At 65.7% G+C, this 16,495-nt stretch carries 16 protein-coding genes and 4 tRNA genes; 3 read left to right on the top strand and 17 right to left on the bottom strand.

Going from position 1 to position 16,495, the window contains the following annotated elements:
- Window positions 1-283: 283 nt before the first annotated feature.
- On the top strand, window positions 284-634 hold the full coding sequence (locus tag BM365_RS00105) for a hypothetical protein (RefSeq protein WP_093485486.1): 351 nt from the start codon (window positions 284-286) through the stop codon (window positions 632-634).
- Here the strand turns inward: BM365_RS00105 and BM365_RS00100 are convergent.
- The 17 genes from BM365_RS00100 to BM365_RS17915 all read right to left on the bottom strand — a co-directional run bounded on the left by BM365_RS00100 (window position 607) and on the right by BM365_RS17915 (window position 15,079).
- On the bottom strand, window positions 607-1,005 hold the full coding sequence (locus BM365_RS00100) for a hypothetical protein (protein WP_093485484.1): 399 nt from the start codon (window positions 1,003-1,005) through the stop codon (window positions 607-609). The two genes, BM365_RS00105 and BM365_RS00100, sit on opposite strands and share 28 nt — an antisense overlap.
- A 674-nt stretch (window positions 1,006-1,679) precedes the next feature.
- Window positions 1,680-1,766, bottom strand: a tRNA-Leu gene (locus BM365_RS00090).
- A 114-nt stretch (window positions 1,767-1,880) separates the two neighbouring features.
- Window positions 1,881-1,956, bottom strand: a tRNA-Gly gene (locus tag BM365_RS00085).
- Window positions 1,957-1,987: 31 nt separating this feature from the next.
- A tRNA-Cys gene (locus BM365_RS00080) sits at window positions 1,988-2,061 on the bottom strand.
- Between the two features lie 173 nt (window positions 2,062-2,234).
- Window positions 2,235-2,310: transfer RNA gene (locus BM365_RS00075), tRNA-Gly, on the bottom strand.
- Window positions 2,301-2,948 (bottom strand): CDP-diacylglycerol--glycerol-3-phosphate 3-phosphatidyltransferase, encoded by a 648-nt coding sequence (pgsA, locus tag BM365_RS00070; RefSeq protein WP_093485480.1) that lies wholly within the window; start codon window positions 2,946-2,948, stop codon window positions 2,301-2,303. The genes BM365_RS00075 and pgsA overlap by 10 nt, the downstream gene beginning before the upstream one ends.
- Before the next feature lie 5 nt (window positions 2,949-2,953).
- Window positions 2,954-4,801 (bottom strand): excinuclease ABC subunit UvrC, encoded by a 1,848-nt coding sequence (uvrC, locus tag BM365_RS00065; RefSeq protein WP_093485478.1) that lies wholly within the window; start codon window positions 4,799-4,801, stop codon window positions 2,954-2,956.
- Window positions 4,798-6,213 carry a hypothetical protein gene (locus BM365_RS00060; protein WP_093489329.1) on the bottom strand — a complete coding sequence of 472 codons (1,416 nt, stop codon included), beginning with the start codon at window positions 6,211-6,213 and terminating at the stop codon, window positions 4,798-4,800. The genes uvrC and BM365_RS00060 overlap by 4 nt, the downstream gene beginning before the upstream one ends.
- A gap of 31 nt (window positions 6,214-6,244) precedes the next feature.
- Complete coding sequence (locus BM365_RS00055; protein WP_093485476.1) at window positions 6,245-6,709, bottom strand: low molecular weight protein-tyrosine-phosphatase; 465 nt, start codon at window positions 6,707-6,709, stop codon at window positions 6,245-6,247.
- Window positions 6,706-7,467: a 3-deoxy-manno-octulosonate cytidylyltransferase gene (gene kdsB, locus BM365_RS00050; RefSeq protein ID WP_093485474.1), complete on the bottom strand. Its 762-nt coding sequence runs from the start codon at window positions 7,465-7,467 to the stop codon at window positions 6,706-6,708. Before kdsB ends, BM365_RS00055 begins: the two co-directional genes overlap by 4 nt.
- Before the next feature lie 23 nt (window positions 7,468-7,490).
- The gene (gene lpxK / locus BM365_RS00045) at window positions 7,491-8,501 is read right to left on the bottom strand and encodes a tetraacyldisaccharide 4'-kinase (protein ID WP_093485472.1); all 1,011 of its coding nucleotides are present in this window, start codon (window positions 8,499-8,501) and stop codon (window positions 7,491-7,493) included.
- On the bottom strand, window positions 8,498-10,210 hold the full coding sequence (gene msbA, locus BM365_RS00040) for a lipid A export permease/ATP-binding protein MsbA (RefSeq protein WP_093489327.1): 1,713 nt from the start codon (window positions 10,208-10,210) through the stop codon (window positions 8,498-8,500). Before msbA ends, lpxK begins: the two co-directional genes overlap by 4 nt.
- A gap of 38 nt (window positions 10,211-10,248) precedes the next feature.
- Window positions 10,249-10,671: an ExbD/TolR family protein gene (locus BM365_RS00035; protein ID WP_093485470.1), complete on the bottom strand. Its 423-nt coding sequence runs from the start codon at window positions 10,669-10,671 to the stop codon at window positions 10,249-10,251.
- A 9-nt stretch (window positions 10,672-10,680) separates the two neighbouring features.
- Entirely contained in the window at window positions 10,681-11,334 is a 654-nt protein-coding gene (locus tag BM365_RS00030; protein ID WP_093485468.1) for a MotA/TolQ/ExbB proton channel family protein, read from the bottom strand.
- Window positions 11,335-11,336: 2 nt separating this feature from the next.
- Window positions 11,337-13,757 carry a DNA internalization-related competence protein ComEC/Rec2 gene (locus tag BM365_RS00025; RefSeq protein WP_233210845.1) on the bottom strand — a complete coding sequence of 807 codons (2,421 nt, stop codon included), beginning with the start codon at window positions 13,755-13,757 and terminating at the stop codon, window positions 11,337-11,339.
- Window positions 13,720-14,727, bottom strand: a complete 1,008-nt coding sequence (locus tag BM365_RS00020; RefSeq protein ID WP_093485466.1) for an integron integrase — start codon at window positions 14,725-14,727, stop codon at window positions 13,720-13,722. The genes BM365_RS00025 and BM365_RS00020 overlap by 38 nt, the downstream gene beginning before the upstream one ends.
- 211 nt (window positions 14,728-14,938) lie before the next feature.
- Window positions 14,939-15,079 (bottom strand): hypothetical protein, encoded by a 141-nt coding sequence (locus BM365_RS17915; protein WP_158253508.1) that lies wholly within the window; start codon window positions 15,077-15,079, stop codon window positions 14,939-14,941.
- 462 nt (window positions 15,080-15,541) lie between these two features.
- Between BM365_RS17915 and BM365_RS17680 the strand changes: the two genes are divergently transcribed.
- Together BM365_RS17680 and BM365_RS00005 are read left to right on the top strand one after the other, a co-directional pair.
- Window positions 15,542-15,874: a hypothetical protein gene (locus tag BM365_RS17680; RefSeq protein ID WP_139227237.1), complete on the top strand. Its 333-nt coding sequence runs from the start codon at window positions 15,542-15,544 to the stop codon at window positions 15,872-15,874.
- A 57-nt stretch (window positions 15,875-15,931) separates the two neighbouring features.
- Entirely contained in the window at window positions 15,932-16,372 is a 441-nt protein-coding gene (locus tag BM365_RS00005) for a pentapeptide repeat-containing protein (protein WP_093485460.1), read from the top strand.
- Window positions 16,373-16,495 lie beyond the last annotated feature (123 nt).

Below are 16,495 nucleotides of genomic sequence, written 5' to 3'. Positions count from 1 at the left end.
GCGGCGGCACGAAGGATTGTTCCACCAAGACGTGTACCTCTGGGAGCTGTAGCTACTCGAACATCGGTATGGCTGGCTGCAAGTGCTAGATGACCACTCGCCCCTGGCCGCATTCGTCGCGGCCAGGGTGCTGTCTCTGGCCAATACGGGTCCGACAAACTGATGAAGAGCTGACTGTTAATCAGGGGCTCGTCGGTTCGAGTCCAACTTCGGGCGCCATGCATTTCAAAGGCTGCGAGCAATCGCGGCCTTCTTAGTTTGTCTACTTACGTAGGGCGCCCCGATGCTCGTTGACGACTTCGATCGCACCGACTCCAGCCGGCTAGAGCCCGGCGAGACCACGTTCGGGCTCTATAACCGAAGCGCGCGACCAGAGTTCGCGCGCGTTCGCGACCTTCTGGATCGAGCAGCCAAGGACTACCCTGCGGAAGAGCGCAAGGACCTGGTCGCACGTCTGCGGTTTCGAGCGCCCTACCAGGTTGCTTCCGCGGAGTTCGAGCTGCTGAAAGGCACCACGCCTTTCGGGCGCCGAGACACCGCCTACCTGCTCCTCGCCGCCTCCAAGCGCGTCGACGCCCGGGAGGCCTCCCTGGGCAGCCCCGCCCACTATGGGAGCACTCTTAAGGCACGCTGACGCGCAGCAGGCCGGATCTGATCGGCCCGGAACCCCATCTTCTCGGTAAGCTTCCACGCCGGGATGTTATCGGCCGGCACCTTGGTCACGATCCGCGTGCACTCCGTGCCGCACAACATGAAATGTGCCGCTGCCTTACAGCAGTCCAGCGCATTCGTGGTGCCAAGCAGGAACAGCGTGTGCACCTCATACACGCCATCACCGAGGGCGTGGAAGAAGAACCCGCCTGTATCGAACTCCAGGCCTATCCCTTGACCGAAGATCGCCGCGAGAGGGATATCCCTATCCACACCATCCGGCACAATCCAAGGCCTGACCTTGGGGTGGTCCATCACCGACTGCAGGAACTCGGGTGTCTTGGCGACACGCACCACGCACCTCCTAGTGCGATTGAATAGGCAACTCTCGGCCTAAGTCATTGGCTTACCTACCTTCCGGACATGCCACTGGCATGCCGGCGGCATGGGGGATGCGCCCGACTGCTTGTGAGGAATTCCCTGATAGCCGCAGCGGGTCGGGGCAGAGACACTCGAAGCTCCCCCGACGCCGAGATTGTCGAATGCTCTCCTCTATCGCCTCCGCTTGCGATCGTGCTATCGAAGCCTTGGACCAAAAGGTTCCGCTCGGCGTTGTCGCTGCGTGTGCAGTCGTCATGGCCATACCCACGATCTGGCTAGGCACTTCAGTGATCGGGCAACACGCCAACTACAGGGCCGGTGAATGCAAGGCGCTTGAGTACTTCCCTCCTTCGGACCGCGAGGAGCTCCGGAAGACAGTCTGTGTGGATTACAAGGCGCCGTCGTCGGTCAACTGACCTCTAAGGGAATGCTTTTCAGCGGCCTGGCAATCTCCAGCATCGCTGGACGTACTCCGCCTTTCCATCCATTGCGAGCGACGACGGCCTTTCCCTCTAGAGGCCGTCATCTGCCTTCTCGCCAGACTTGTCAGCCGGCCCGCCCGGAATCGGCTCCTGGCGCGTGCCATCCATCGTCCAGCGATAGCCCGGTGCAGGCTTATCGCGACCGCTGATCGATGGACTACTTTGTGGTGCCCGGAGCCGGAATCGAACCGGCATGGCCTCGCGGCCGGCGGATTTTAAGTCCGATGCGTCTACCAATTTCGCCATCCGGGCACGGGGATAGCCTGCCTCAGTCGTGCCGCCTTGGAAAGCGGCACGCTTCCGATCGCCGAAAACAGCGAAGCCCCGCGTGCGGGGCTTCGGCGTACTCCCCGGGGGGAGCGAATATGGAGCGGGAAAAGGGACTCGAACCCTCGACCCCGACCTTGGCAAGGTCGTGCTCTACCAACTGAGCTATTCCCGCATGGACGATGCATGCATCGCCGATTCTACATTGGAGGCCTCGAGCGGAATCGAACCGCTGTAAACGGATTTGCAATCCGGTGCATCACCACTCTGCCACGAGGCCGAACTTCTTCAGCGGACCCATATTGCGCTGCAATCCACCGAATTACCACTCTGCCAGCTGTCCTGCAGCGACCGCGCCCGACAACCGCAATCAGGGCAAGCCTTCCTGGCGCCCTACAACGCAAAACCCCGCGAACGGGGTTTTGTGGGCCGCCCCTCTCGGGACGATAAAACTGGAGCGGGAAAAGGGACTCGAACCCTCGACCCCGACCTTGGCAAGGTCGTGCTCTACCAACTGAGCTATTCCCGCGTCGTGAGAGGCGAAATTGTAGCGGGTTGTTCGGAAGTGTCAACCGTCTTTTTCTCGCCATCGCGCAGGATCGGCCATGCGGCGAGCAGGTACTGGATGCCCGACCACAGGGTCAGCAGGGCCGCGATGGCCAGCAACCAGTCCCCCAACACGAACACCCAGCGCCCCATCCAGATGTCGGACAGTTGCTGCGAACCCGGCGTGGATGCGTACAGCAGGCAGGACAGCGCCACCATCTGCACGATGGTCTTGATCTTGCCCAGCGCCGCGACTTTCACGGTGGCGCGCTGGCCCAGTTCGGCCATCCATTCGCGCAGCGCCGACACGGCGATCTCGCGCCCGACGATGACGGCCGCCCAGATCGCCATCCACATCGTGGGGGTGTCCTGCACGATGAGGAACAGCGATACGGCCACCATCAGCTTGTCGGCGACGGGGTCCAGGAAGGCGCCGAAGGCTGAATACAAGTGATATCGGCGCGCGATCCAGCCATCCAGCCAATCGGTGACCGCCGCCAGAATGAAGATGAACGCCGCCGCAAAATTGGTCCACGTGTACGGCAGGTAGAAGACCAGCACCAGCACCGGGATCAGCAAGATCCGCAGCAGCGTGAGCCAGGTGGGAACGGTCAACTTCATCGAACTTACTCGGTTCCGGCCTCGGGCGACGGCAGCCCGTGCAGGTTAGCGTAGATTCGCTCCGCGAGCGCGGCATTGACGCCTTCGACGCGTGCGATCTCGTCGACGCCAGCGGCCTTCAGGCCCGCCAGCCCGCCGAAATGCTTCAGCAGGCTTGCGCGACGGCGCGGCCCGATGCCGGGGATGTCCTCGAGCTTGCTCGTCATGCGGGCCTTCTGGCGCTTGCCGCGATGGCCGGTGATCGCGAAGCGGTGTGCTTCGTCGCGCACCTGCTGGATCAGTTGCAGCGCGGGTGATGCCGCACCCGGGCGCAGCTCACGACCGTCGGGTAACACAAGCGTCTCGTGGCCGGCGCGCCGCTCGACGCCCTTGGCCACGCCGACCAGGGTGACCCCCGTGACCCCGAGATCGGCCAACGCGGTCTGCGCCTGTGCCAGCTGACCCGCACCACCGTCGATCAAGAGGACATCCGGAAGCACGCCGCCCTCCTCCACCGCGCGCCGGAAACGCCGCTCGATGGCCTGGTGCATGGCGGCGAAATCGTCGCCCGGCGTGATGCCGGTGATGTTGTAGCGACGGTATTGCGAACGGACGGCACCGTTGGCGTCGAACACGACGCAGGACGCCACCGTCGCTTCGCCCATCGTATGGCTGATGTCGAAGCATTCGATCCGCTTGGCGACATCGGACAGACCCAACAGCTCCTTCAGCGCTTCGCTGCGTGCGGTCTGCGCATTGCGGCTGGTGAGCTCCGTGGTCAGCGCGATCTCTGCATTGCGCTTGGCCAGCTCCAGATAGCCGGCGCGCTCGGTACGCACGTTCCATTTGAGCTGCACCTTGCGACCGGCCGACGCGGCGAGCGCATGTTCGATCAGCTCAGCATCCGGGATCTCGCGATCCAGGACGATCTCCTGCGGCGCGGGCTGCTCGGCGTAGTACTGGGAAACGAAGGCCCCCAGGACTTCGTCGGCGCTATCCTCGCCATTGGTCTTTGGGAAGAAGGTGCGGGTGCCCAGGTTGCGGCCATCGCGGAACGCCAACAGCAGCACGCAGGCCTGGCTTCCCTGCATCGCACAGGCCAGCACATCGAGATCCGCGGCGTGTCCGTCCACGTACTGGCGCGCCTGCAGAGTACGGATCGAGGCGACGAGGTCGCGCAGGCGCGCCGCACGCTCGAACTCCAGCGCGACGCTCGCCTGCTCCATCGCCAGGGTGAGTTCCTTAGTCAGCTCATCGCTGCGGCCATCCAGGAACAGGCCCGCCTGCCGAACCGATTCGGCGTAATCCGCCTCGGCGACCAGGCCGACGCAGGGGCCGCTGCAGCGGCCTATCTGGTACTGGAGGCAGGGCCGCGACCGGTTGCGGAACACGCTGTCCTCGCAGTTGCGGATGCGGAACAGCTTCTGCATCAGGTTCAGCGTCTCGCGAACCGCAACGACACTCGGATAGGGGCCGAAGTAACGCCCCGGGACCGCGCGCGCGCCTCGGTGGAACGCGATGCGTGGCCATTCCTCGCGCGTCAGCAGCACATAGGGATAGCTCTTGTCGTCGCGCAGGAGCACGTTGTAGCGCGGCGTCAGCGACTTGATCAGCTGGTTTTCCAGCAGCAGCGCTTCGGCCTCCGTACGGGTGACGGTCACATCCATACGCGCGACCTGGGTCAGCATCGACAGAATGCGCGGGGACTTGGGCGAGTTATTGAAGTAGCTCGTGACGCGCTTGCGCAGCGCGCCCGCCTTGCCGACATACAGCAGCGCGTCGTCGGCGGCATACATGCGATACACGCCGGGAGCGGTGCTCAGGCCGGCGGCAAAGGCCTTGCCGTCGAAGGCCGGCTGGGGACTACCGCTCATTCGTCGATCGGAACGTGGCTCAATTCGCCGGTGGCGATATCGTAGCGCAGGACCGCATGGGCATCGGTCTCGGCGATCCAGACCGCGCCCGCGGCGACGGAGAGGCCAGCGGGCCCGTGCAGGGCGCGCGGCAGCGAGACGGTCGTCAGTTCGCCACCGCCCAACCGCAGCGTGCGCAAGGTGCCGTTGCCGCTGTCGGCGATCCACATGACCGGCGCGTCGGGACTCAAGGCGATGGCCTGTGGATGCTGCAGGCGCGCGCCTTCGCGCGGGCCATCCTCCGCACCGAATGTCCAGACGCCCTGCCCCACCAGCGTCTGCACGGTGTCGCCACGCAACTGCATGGAGCGCAGCGACGAGCCCACGGCATCGCACACGTAAAGTGTCTGCAGCACCGCCGCCAAGCCTGCGGGCTGCGCGAACGCCGCCATCGGTCCGCTGCCGTCACGGACATCGAGTTGCCCGGAACCCGCGCGCGCGCGGAGCTCGCGCGTCCCCAGGTCGTAGCTCCAGATCCGGTTGTCCCCGGCCATGGCCAGGAATATCTGGTTGTTGTTCACCAGCAGCGCCTGCGGCTGGTTCAGCGCCACGTTCCGCGCCGCGTCGACCACGCCGTCGGCCGGCTCGCCCGCGCGGCCGTTGCCGCACAGCGTGTCGACCGTGCTGGTGGGGAGGTTGATGCGACGCAGCGCGTGATTGCCCGTGTCCGCGACGTAGAGCGACTCACGCACCAACGCGAGCCCCTGGGGGCGACGGAAGGCCGCATGGTTGAGCTCGCCGTCGGCGAAGTCCGCCGTGCCCATACCGAATTGCCGGATCACCCGCCCTTGATGGTTGCACTCCAGCACTCGGTGGTGGCCACTGTCCGCCACGAACAGGCGGTCCGGCGTGGCCACGATGCCCGTGGGGAAGCACAGCGGCATGCGCGGTTCAGGGTGAGATTCGCGAAAGCTGCGCAGGTCATCGTCCGGCGGTGCATGCAGCCCGTCGCACAAGCGGGCGATCTGGCGCTCCAGCTCCTGTAGCCCATCGGCGCCGACAGCGCGATGGCGCACCTGGCCTTCGCCATCGATCAGCAGGATGGTAGGCCAAGCGTCCACGCCATAACGCTGCCAGGCTACCCAGTCGGCATCGTGCGCCACTGGCAGGACATTGCCATGCCGGCGCAGGCGCTTGAGCGCCTGTTGGGGATCACGTTCACTGTCGAATCGCGGCACATGGATGGCGAGCGCCTGCAGGCGTCCCAGGTACCTGGCCTGGAGCACGGCCAAGTCGTTCAGCCGTTGTGCGCACCAAGCCGAGGCGCTGTTGACGAACGCCAGCGCAACGATCCGCCCCCGCTGCTCGTGCAGCGTGGTCGCCGGCGCATTCAGCCACTGCAGGCCGCGCGGCAGTTCGGGGGCCAAGGTCATGTCCGTCATCATCCCTGATTATGCCCAAGTCTCAGGCGGTGGAGAGCCGGGCCACGACCGCCTGTGCGGCGGAATCGACCAGTCGCCAGACCTGTCGGAAGTCTTCCGGCCCTCCAGTATAGGGGTCCGGCACCTCGCCGCCCGGCTCGATCCCGGCCCAGTCCAGCAGCAGGACGATCCGGTCACGGCGCGTAGCCGGCGCCAGCTTGCGGACATCGCGCAGGTTGCTGGCATCGGCGCACAGGAGCCAGTCGTAGTCGTCGAAGTCGGTGAGACGGAGTTGGCGGGCGCGCTGGCCACTGATGTCCACGCCATGGCTGCGCGCGCAGGCGATGGCGCGATGGTCCGGCGGTTCGCCGGCATTCCAACCGCCCGTGCCCGCTGAATCGACCTCGACCCGCCCCGCCAGTGGCGAGGCATCAAGGCGTGCCCTCAGCGCCCCCTCCGCCATCGGCGAACGGCAGATGTTGCCCAGGCATACCACCAGCAGTTTCATGCACCGCCTTTCAGCAGGGTTTCGGCGCGGGCCAGATCCTCTGGCGTGTCGACGCCGGGCGGGAATGGTGCCGGCGTCAGGGCCACGGCGATCCGGTGACCGGCTTCAAGCACCCGAAGCTGCTCGAGCGATTCCACCTGCTCCAGCCGACCCGGTGGCAGCGAAGAAAAGCGGCGCAGGAAACCCGCCCGATAAGCATAGATGCCGATATGCCGCAGCCATTGTCCCGGCGGCAGTTCATCGCGGGAGCGCGCGAAGCCGTCGCGGTGCCATGGAATGGGTGCGCGACTGAAGTACAGCGCATCGCCATTGGCGGCGCGCACCAGCTTCACCGCATTCGGGTCGAACAGCGTGGCCGCGTCCTCGATGGGCACCGCCAACGTCGCCATGGGCGCACCACTGTCGGCCAGCGTTTCGGCCACGGCGCGGATACCGGCTGGCGGCGCGAAGGGCTCGTCGCCTTGCAGGTTCACCACCAGCGCATCGTCGTCCCAACCGGCGATGTCGGCGCATTCGGCCAGACGGTCGCTACCCGAAGCATGGCGCTCGGACGTCATCGCCACCTGCACCTCGGTCCCCTCGAGCGCATCGCGAATGCGGGCATCGTCGGTGGCGACCCACACCTGCTGCGCGCCTGCCGCCAGTGCCCGTCGTGCAACGTGGACCACCAGGGACGTGCCGCCGAGCAGGCGCAGCGGTTTGCCCGGAAGTCGCGAGGCGGCGTAGCGGGCAGGAATGGCGACGACGAAAGGTGGCATGGCGATGGACACCGGCAACAAGGTCAGGGGGACGGACGCGGCGGCGCGCCCAGCTTGTCGAGCAGGGCGATCCAGAAGGCTTCTGGCAGTTGGGCGGCGACCGGCACGCTGTAGAACCAGTCATTCGCGAAGGCGGCGCACTTCACGGCGTCCTTTTCGGTCATCAGCACGGGGAGTTCGCTGCCGAACGCGAAATCCTCCGCACGATAGTCGTGATGATCGGCGAAAGCGTGCGGCACCACGCCCAAGCCCCACGCCCGCAGCATCGCAAAAAAACGCGGCGGGTGGCCGATGCCCGCAACCGCATGCACGCGCTGCCCTGCGAATGAGGCCAGCGCGCGTGGACGTCCACCGCGCAGCGGTACCGCAACTTCGGGTTGCAACTGCATCGGCCATTCGCCGAAAGCCGCTTCGGCCTCGGGCGAGGCCAGGTTCACCACACGGAAGTCGCATTCGGCCGAGCGCTCGACCGGTTCACGCAGGGGGCCCGCCGGCATCATCCGGCCATTGCCGTACCGGCGCGCGCCGTCGATGACCTCGATCTCGATGTCGCGTCGCAATCGGTAGTGCTGAAGGCCGTCATCGCAGACGACCACGTTGCAGCCGGCGGCAGCAAGCGCACGCGCCGCCGACACGCGATCGCGATCGACGCGGACCCGCGTGCCGGTCTGTCGCGCGATCAACAAGGGCTCGTCGCCGCCCTCCTCGGGCGCGGTCGCCGCATCCACCCAACGTGGTGTCGCTTCATCGCGCCGGCCATAGCCTCGGCTGGCCACGCCAGGCTTGAAGCCCGCCGCGCGCAGGCGCTCCACGAGCGCGATCGTCAGGGGCGTCTTGCCGGTACCGCCCGCGGTGATGTTGCCGACCACGATCACCGGCACGCCGACGCCAAGGCGGCGAAGTACGCCGGCACGGTAGAGCTTCAAGCGCAACGCGATCAGCGCCGCGTAGACGCCGGACAGCGCCCGGGCCCAAAAGGGCACGGGCGCATCACCGAACCAGTAAACAGGGGTCTGCGCCTCGCGCTTGCTCACCCCGGTTCGCCCTCACGGAACTGCATCTGGTGCAGGTGCGCATACAAGCCGCCCTTCGCGATGAGCTCGGCATGCGTGCCCTGCTCCACCAGACGCCCTTGATCGAGCACGAGCACCTGATCGGCGTGCTCGATGGTGGACAGGCGGTGGGCGATCACCAGCGTGGTGCGATCTGGCATCAGCTTCTGCAGCGCATTCTGCACAAGACGCTCGGACTCGTTGTCCAGCGCGGCGGTCGCTTCATCGAGGATCAGGATCGGCGCGTCCTTCAGCATGGCGCGGGCAATCGCCAAGCGCTGGCGCTGGCCGCCCGACAGGCGCCCGCCCTTGTTCCCGATCGGCGCCTGCATGCCTTCCGGCAGCTCCTGCACGAACTCCATCGCGTTCGCGCCACGGACCGCTGCTTCCATGCCGTTGGCGTCCGCCCCCTGCAATTCGCCATACGCGACGTTGGCCGCAACGGTGCCGTCGAACAGCATGACCTGCTGCCCTACCAGCGCGATCTGCCGGCGCAGGTCGGCGAGCGGGTAATCCTGGAGCGGATGGCCATCGAGCAGGATCTGCCCGGATTCCGCTTCGTAGAACCGCGGGATCAGCTTGATCAGCGTGGACTTGCCACTGCCCGAGCGACCGACGATCGCGGTGACGGTACCCGGCCGCGCGGTGAAGCTGATGCCGTCCAATGCCGGACGCGCCTGCCCCGGGTAACGCGTGGTGATGTCGCGGAATTCCAGTAGGCCTTTCGCCCGGTCGAGGCTGCGAGTGCCCGAATCCTGTTCGTCGTCCGCGTCCAGTACCGAGAACAGGCGCTGCGCCGAGGCCACCCCGCGCTGGAGCATGTTCTGCACGTTGGTCAGCTGTTTGAGCGCGGGGATGATCGCCATCATCGAGATCATCAAGGTGACGAAGCCACCTGCCGTCAAGCGCCCCGCCATCGCCTCTCGGCCGGCAAAGAACAGCAGCAGCGCCAGCCCGATCGCGCCCATCAGCTGGACCATCGCCGAGGAGACGCTGCGCGTGGCTTCGACCTTCATCGCCAGTTTGAGGTTGGCATTCGCCAGGCTTTCATAGCGCGCAAGCTCGCTGCGCTGGGCGCCGTAGACCTTCACTTCCTGCTGGTTCGAGAGCGTCTGGTCGGCGGCCTGCATCATCTCCGCGCCGCTCTCCTGGATGCGGTGGCTGATGCGCCGATAGCGCTTGGCCACCTTGTCCATGATCCATGACAGGGGCGGCGCCATGACCAGGATCGCCAGCGTGACCTGCCAACTGGTCCAGAACATCACCACCAGCGCCGCGATGATCTGCAGGACCTGTTGCAGCATCACCTTCATCGCGTCGACGGCCGCCTGGGCCATCTGATCGGCATCCGACCCGAGGCGAACCAGCATGGCAGGCACGGGCTCGGTGTCGAAGCGCAATCCCGGCAGGCGCAGGTATTTGCCCAGCACGTTGACACGGACATCGCGGGCGATGCTGCGCGCCGCCTTGCCCATGCCCATGTCGGTGACGTAGCCGGCGATACCGCGGATCACGAACAGCCCCACGATGGCCAGCGGCAATAACAGGCTCTTGGCGCGGTCGCGATCGATGAAGGTCTCGTTGACCACCGGCTCCATCAGCTTGCTGAAGGCGCCACCGGCAGCGGCTTCGATCAGCATGCCGAGTCCCGCCAGCAAGAGCAGGCCGCGGTACGCCCGGGCGAACGCCATCAATCGCTTGTAGACCTGCCACGGCGATTGGGTATCGCTCACTTCTGCGCCTCCGGCGCGGTCGCGATGTTGATCTTGCGGAATCCCAGCTGGCCCAGCGCATCCAGCGCGGTGACCACCGCCTGGTGCGGCGTGCGGGCATCTGCGCGCAGCAGCACGGGGCGGGCACGGTCGCTGCCGGCCACCTGTTCGAGGGTCTGCTTCAGCGCGTCGATGTCGGTGCGCAGCACTTCGTGTTCGTCCACGAAGTAACGCCCGTCCGCATTCACCAGCACGCTCAGCGCCTTGACCTGCGCGGCGACCGGCTCGCCGTTCGCGCTGGGCAGTTGCAGCTGCAGCATCGAACGCGCGTCGAAGGTGGTGGTGATCACGAAGAAGATGATCAGCACCAGGATCACGTCGATCAGCGGCACCAGATTGAGATCGGGCTCGTCCTGCGCGCGGTCGTCACGGATGCGCATGCGGCGACCTCAGGAGCCCGTCGCCGCCGGCGCGGGCGCCGGACGCGGCACCGCGCGCGGATGGCGGGCTTCCAGGGCATCCACCAGGGCGCTCGCCTCCTTTTCCATCTCCATCACGTAACCGGTCACCCGGCCGCGGAAGTAGCGATGGAACAGCAACGCGGGGATCGCCACGATCATGCCCGCCGCGGCGCAGACCAGTGCCTTGCCGATGCCCCCGGCCAGCGCATTGACGTCGCCGACGCCGCTGTCCTGGATGCCCAGGAACATCTGGATCATGCCCACCACGGTGCCCAGCAGGCCAAGCAGCGGACCGGCGGACGCGATGCTGCCCAGCGCATTGAGGAACTTCTCCATGCGATGGACCAGGTGACGACCGGTGTCCTCGATGCGCTCGCGGATCTGGTCGCGCGGCTTGCTCCGTACGTCCAATGCCGCCGCCAGCAGTTCACCGAGCGGCGAGTTGCGGCGCAGGGATTCGATGTGGGCGGGCTCCAACTGACCACGGGCGGCCCAGGTACGGACTTCCTCGCCCAGGCCGGGCGGCAGGATCTCCTTGCGGCGCAGCGACCAGAAGCGCTCCACCACGATGGCCAGCGCCAGCACGCCCAGCAGCAGCAGCGGGATCATCGGCCAACCGCCAGCCTTCACCAGTTCCAGCACGTTCAGTCCTCCGGCACATCGGGCCGTCCGTCTTCGAGCCGATAGGATAGCCCACCGGCTCGCTGGCGCCGCACGGCGTCCCACAGGCGTGCCCTGTCGTGACGCTGCTCACGGACCGCCAGCCCGTCCCGTCCCAGCCAGATGCGCACGGCGCCGCTGGATTGCGTGTCCAGCACCTCGGCACCCGCCTCGCGCCAGCGAGACACCACCTCCGGCCGGGGGTGGCGGAAGCGGTTCCCAAAGCCGCTGGATCCCACCGCCAACCGCGCGCCAGTGGCACGGACGAAACCGCCTGCAGAAGAGCCTGCGCTCCCGTGATGCGGCAGGACGACCACGTCACTGCGCAACCACGGCACATGGCGGCTCACCAGCCCCGCCTCGACCTGCGTGCCGATGTCGCCCGGCAGCAGGATCGCACCCTGCGCCGTACTCACTCGCAGGACGCAGCTCGCCTCGTTTCCGAAGTAGGGAAAATGGAGAGGCGGGTGGAGGAAGCGGAACTCAACGCCATCCCAGCGCCAGGCCGCACCCGCAATGCACGGTGCGTCGGATTCCAGCGGCGCGCCTGCGGGCGCCAGCGTGGTCGCGACCGGGACCGCGTCGCGGACGGCCATGACCCCGCCGGCATGGTCGTTGTCACCGTGGCTGACCACCAGCGCATGCAGGCGAGGCGCGCCCAATGCCCGCAACGCCGGCACCACGGCCCGCTCGCCTGCATCGAATCCCTCTTCCACGGCGGGCCCTGCGTCGTACAGCAACGCATGTTCCGCCGTGCGCACCAACACGGAGAGCCCTTGCCCGACGTCGATCACCACCAGCTCCACTTCGCCCTCCCGGGGTAACCCGCGATCGGGCCACAGCAGCGGCAGCCACAACAACGACGCCAAGATCTTTCCGGGCATGCCCGTCGGCAGCAGGATGAAGGCGGTTCCCACCACGGCCAGCGGCAGCGCCCACGCGGACGGTTCGGGCAACCACCACAAGGCAAAGCGGCTGTCCGCCAGCCAGGTGAAGGCCGGCCACGTGAGGTCGAAGCAGGCGGCGGCGCCACGCCACGCCATGCCACCCGCGCCGGGGTGCACCAGTTCCGCCAACGTGCCGATCAGAGACAACGGCACGACGACCAGACTCCACCATGGAATGGCCAGCAGATTCGCCACCGGACCCGCCAACGAGGCCTGCCCGAACAGTGCGGCCGTCAGCGGCAACAGCCCCAGCGTTGCGACACCCTGCGCCGGCAGGAACGCTTTCGCCCAGTGCAGCGAGGCAGGCAGGCACCAGGCGAGCCAAGCGACGCCGGCGAAGCTCAACCAGAAACCAGGTGCCAGCAGCGACAGGGGATCAAACACAAGGATGGCGAACATCGCGAGCACCAGCGCGTCGACCACGCGTGCGGGACGCCGCGAGGTACGCGCCAGCACGACTACCGCGATCATCAGCACCGTACGCAGGGTGGGTAGCGCAAACCCCGCCACCGCCGCATAGCCGAGCGCCCCCACCAATGCCAGCCAACCGATCGCCTGCGGGCGTGGCATTCGGCGTGCGAGCGCTGGAAACAATCGCCAAGCCGCGGCTGCCAGCAGCGCGAAAGCGCCCGCTACCAAGCCGACATGGAAACCCGAGATCGCGATCAGATGCGTCAGCCCTGACGCCCGCAGCACTTGCCAGTCGTCCTGCAGCAACCCACGCGTATCCCCGACTGCAAGCGCACGCACGAACCGGCTCGATGCGGCAGGCACCTCGGCTTCGATGCGGTCTGACATACTGGACCGCCATGCCTCCATGCCGCTGCCCGCTTCGAGCTTCATTGCACGCTCAGGCTCGCGTACGTAGCCGGTGGCACTGATTCGTTGTGCCATCGCATATCGCTCGGCGTCGAAGCCCCCGGGATTGGCCAATCCGCGAGGCGCCCTCAGCCGCAGTTGGAAGCGCCACCGCTCGCCCGCGCCTAGCGCACGACGAGGGCCGATCGTTTCGGCACCATGCTCGTCGTACCACGCGACGCGTACCAATCGCCCACGCAGGGGCGGCGGCTGGCCGATGCCGTCATCGACACGGAGAAGGAAGCGGGTACGGCGCGGCTCCGGCTCGGGTAAGCCTTCGATACGACCGCTGACGGAAACCTCACGCCCCTCCCACGCCACAGGCAGTTGGGAGCGCAGACTCCACCCCGCATGCAGCCCCGTCCATGCCAGCCCCACCAGGGCTGCGCCTATCCAACGCCACCTGGGCGATGCCACCCACCATCCCAACCCCGTGAGCAAGCCGATCCACAGCGCAGCCGCATCGGGCAGTTCGCTTCGCCATAGGGTGCAGAGCGCACCAGCAAGCCAGGCGACCGCACAGGCCACGCCGAGTGGCGCCACAGTCGTGCGCTCCGTCGGCTCACGCATCGCCGACACGATCGAGCGGGCTTCGGACACCACCCGCACCTCGATTGAGCACATGCGTGTAGATCTGCGTCGTCGAGACATCCTTGTGACCGAGCAATTCCTGCACCGTGCGGATGTCGTAGCCGGCTTCGATCAGGTGGGTGGCGAACGAGTGCCGTAGCACATGCGCCGTCACCGGCTTGGCGATACCCGCCGCGCCGCGGGCCCGCTTGAGCGCGCGCGCTAACATGGCCTCATCGAGGTGGTGCCGTCGCCATCGGCCATCACGCGGATCCAGACTGATGGCCCGCGCAGGAAACATGTATTGCCAGCCAAGTTCGCGCGCCGCATGGGGATACTTCAGCGACAAGGCATGCGGAAGCCACACCTCCCCTGCACCGCACGCCAGGTCCTGAGCATGCAGGATCTGCACACGTTCGACTTCCGCCTGCAGCCCCGCTACCGGCGACGCCGGCAAGACGGTGCGCCGATCCTTGCCTCCCTTGCCTTCCCTGACCGTGATCTCGTTGCGGGCAAAGTCCACGTCCTTCACGCGCAACCGCACCCCTTCCATCAGCCGCATGCCCGTGCCGTAGAGGAGCTGCGCCAGCAAGGCCATTCGTCCGTCCATCTGCACCAGCATCGCGCGCATTTCCTGCTGCGACAGAACGGTGGGCACGCGCTGCGGCCGCTTGGCGCGCACCACATCGTCCATCCAGGCCAGTTTCAGACCCAGCACTTCGCGATACAGAAAAAGCACCGCGGAGAGCGCCTGGTTCTGCGTGCTCGCCGCCACCCTTCCTTCGACAGCCAATCCGGTCAGGAATGCCTCGACCTGGGCCGCTCCCAGCTCGCGCGGATGGCGCTTGCCATTGGCAACAATGAACCGACGTATCCATCCCAGATAAGCGCGCTCCGTGCGCAGACTGTAGTGACCCACGCGCAGTCTGCGCGTCACCTCCTCAAGCAGCCCCCTGCGCCCGCCGGCGGGTACCGCCCCATCTTTGCCCTGATAATCCATAAGCAACGCACTCCCTGCGAATAGCACGGACAACGTCGCATGCCCGACACTCACAAGCCCTAGGACAAGGCATTGATATCACGTAAGAAAGCCCTGATTGACGCCCGCCGGACCAAGCTGAATACTCGTAGCTATCACCCCTGATTGGGGTCTACTAGGCGTTAGGCGGCAGGAGACAGGAATGGAGTTCCTAAAGAGAAGAGCCGGTCACTCAAGCAGCAGCTTGGCTAAAGGCATCGGCGCAGGCCTTGGCTTTGGCGCTGCTATTGGATTGATAGTCGGCAATGTCGCGCTTGGCATCGCTATGGGTGTCGCACTTGGCGCTGCAATCGGCGCTCGTCGCGGCAATCATCCCTCAGACGAGTAAGGCTCGTGAGTCTGCCGTCTAACAATTCATTCAAGCCGAACCCGCTTCGCGGGTCGGCTTAATTCAGGCGTTAGGGGGCTGAAATGACATTGAAGATTCGGCTGCTAGCGGTCGCACTCTTCTTCTTTTCGCTCCTGCTTGGCTGGAGGGCGGCGATGATGCTCGGCACCAGCGCGCACTTCGGAAGCACGGCCATCCAAGTCTGCGCAACGCTTACCGAGTCAGCGGACCTCGCAAGAGCATGCAAGGCACTTCGGGCGCAGGTTCGAGCCATGTCGGATCAGTACAGTGCAGCGTTGGGGGCGACAGCTTTAGCCGCGATTTGCTCGTTTCTTTTTGGCGCGATCGCTCTTGCTTTGAGCTTTGACAGGCGCGGCACGCCCCCTAACAATTCATTCAAGCCGAACCCGCTTCGCGGGTCGGCTTAATTCAGGCGTTAGGCTGCTTATGAGCGATAACCTCTACCAAGCACCACAATCACGCTCACCCGATGCGGAAAGGCGTTGGGCGCATGTGATCGTTGCGTTCCTGTCCGCTATCTTCATCCCAGCATTGCTTGCTTACGGCATTCTGGTGCTGTGGACCTCCAGCTACCATGTTGTGGTAACGCCTGAGGCAATCGCGACGATTACTATCGGAGCCATTCTTAGTGCTGCTGCCGTTTATAGACACAAGCGGATTCCCTTGTGGGCAGCGGCTGTTGTTGGATCTTTGGTCGTACTCTTGCTCGCTGTTGCCCCATCAATCTGGGATGCCCTGCTTGACCGCGGCGCAGCCTAACAATTCATTCAAGCCGAACCCGCTTCGCGGGTCGGCTTAATTCAGGCGTTACCCGGCATGCCAAAACGTCGCGTTGCCATCACAGATGATTACGGCGCTCATATCGCGGCCTTCTATCTGCCTCCCGAGTCAGTAGACCTCGAGAACGGAAACCTTGACGGCTTGGCCGCACCCGACAACTCGACGCTTCGCGGTCGCAGTTTTGCCGGGTCCTCGCTCTACTGGGCGTTGCTGGAGGGCTCTGATTTATCCGGCTGCAACTTTGAGGGCTCAGACCTACGCGGAGCCAATCTCAAGAGCGCTAGGTTAGTGGGCGCCAACCTATGCGAGGCCAATCTCGGCCTCGACAATCTTGGCGGCGCAACCCGGCTGCAAGGAGCCGACCTCACCGGCGCCGTTCTGAACCACTGCAACCTTGCCGGCGCGGAGTATGACTCGGATACTCGCTTCCCCAAGGGCTTCAACCCCGAGTCTGCTGGCATGGTCAATGCCGGCTAACAATTCATTCAAGCCGAACCCGCTTCGCGGGTCGGCTTAATTCAGGCGTTAGGTCTATGGATCGAGTCTTCGTGGCGGCCGCACTAGTTCTTCTGGCAGGTCCTATCTCTGCGGCTCACCGTG

The sequence above is a fragment of the Pseudoxanthomonas sp. YR558 genome (genome assembly GCF_900116385.1).
Classification (GTDB): domain Bacteria; phylum Pseudomonadota; class Gammaproteobacteria; order Xanthomonadales; family Xanthomonadaceae; genus Pseudoxanthomonas_A.
This window is presented reverse-complemented; position numbering and strand designations above follow the sequence as displayed.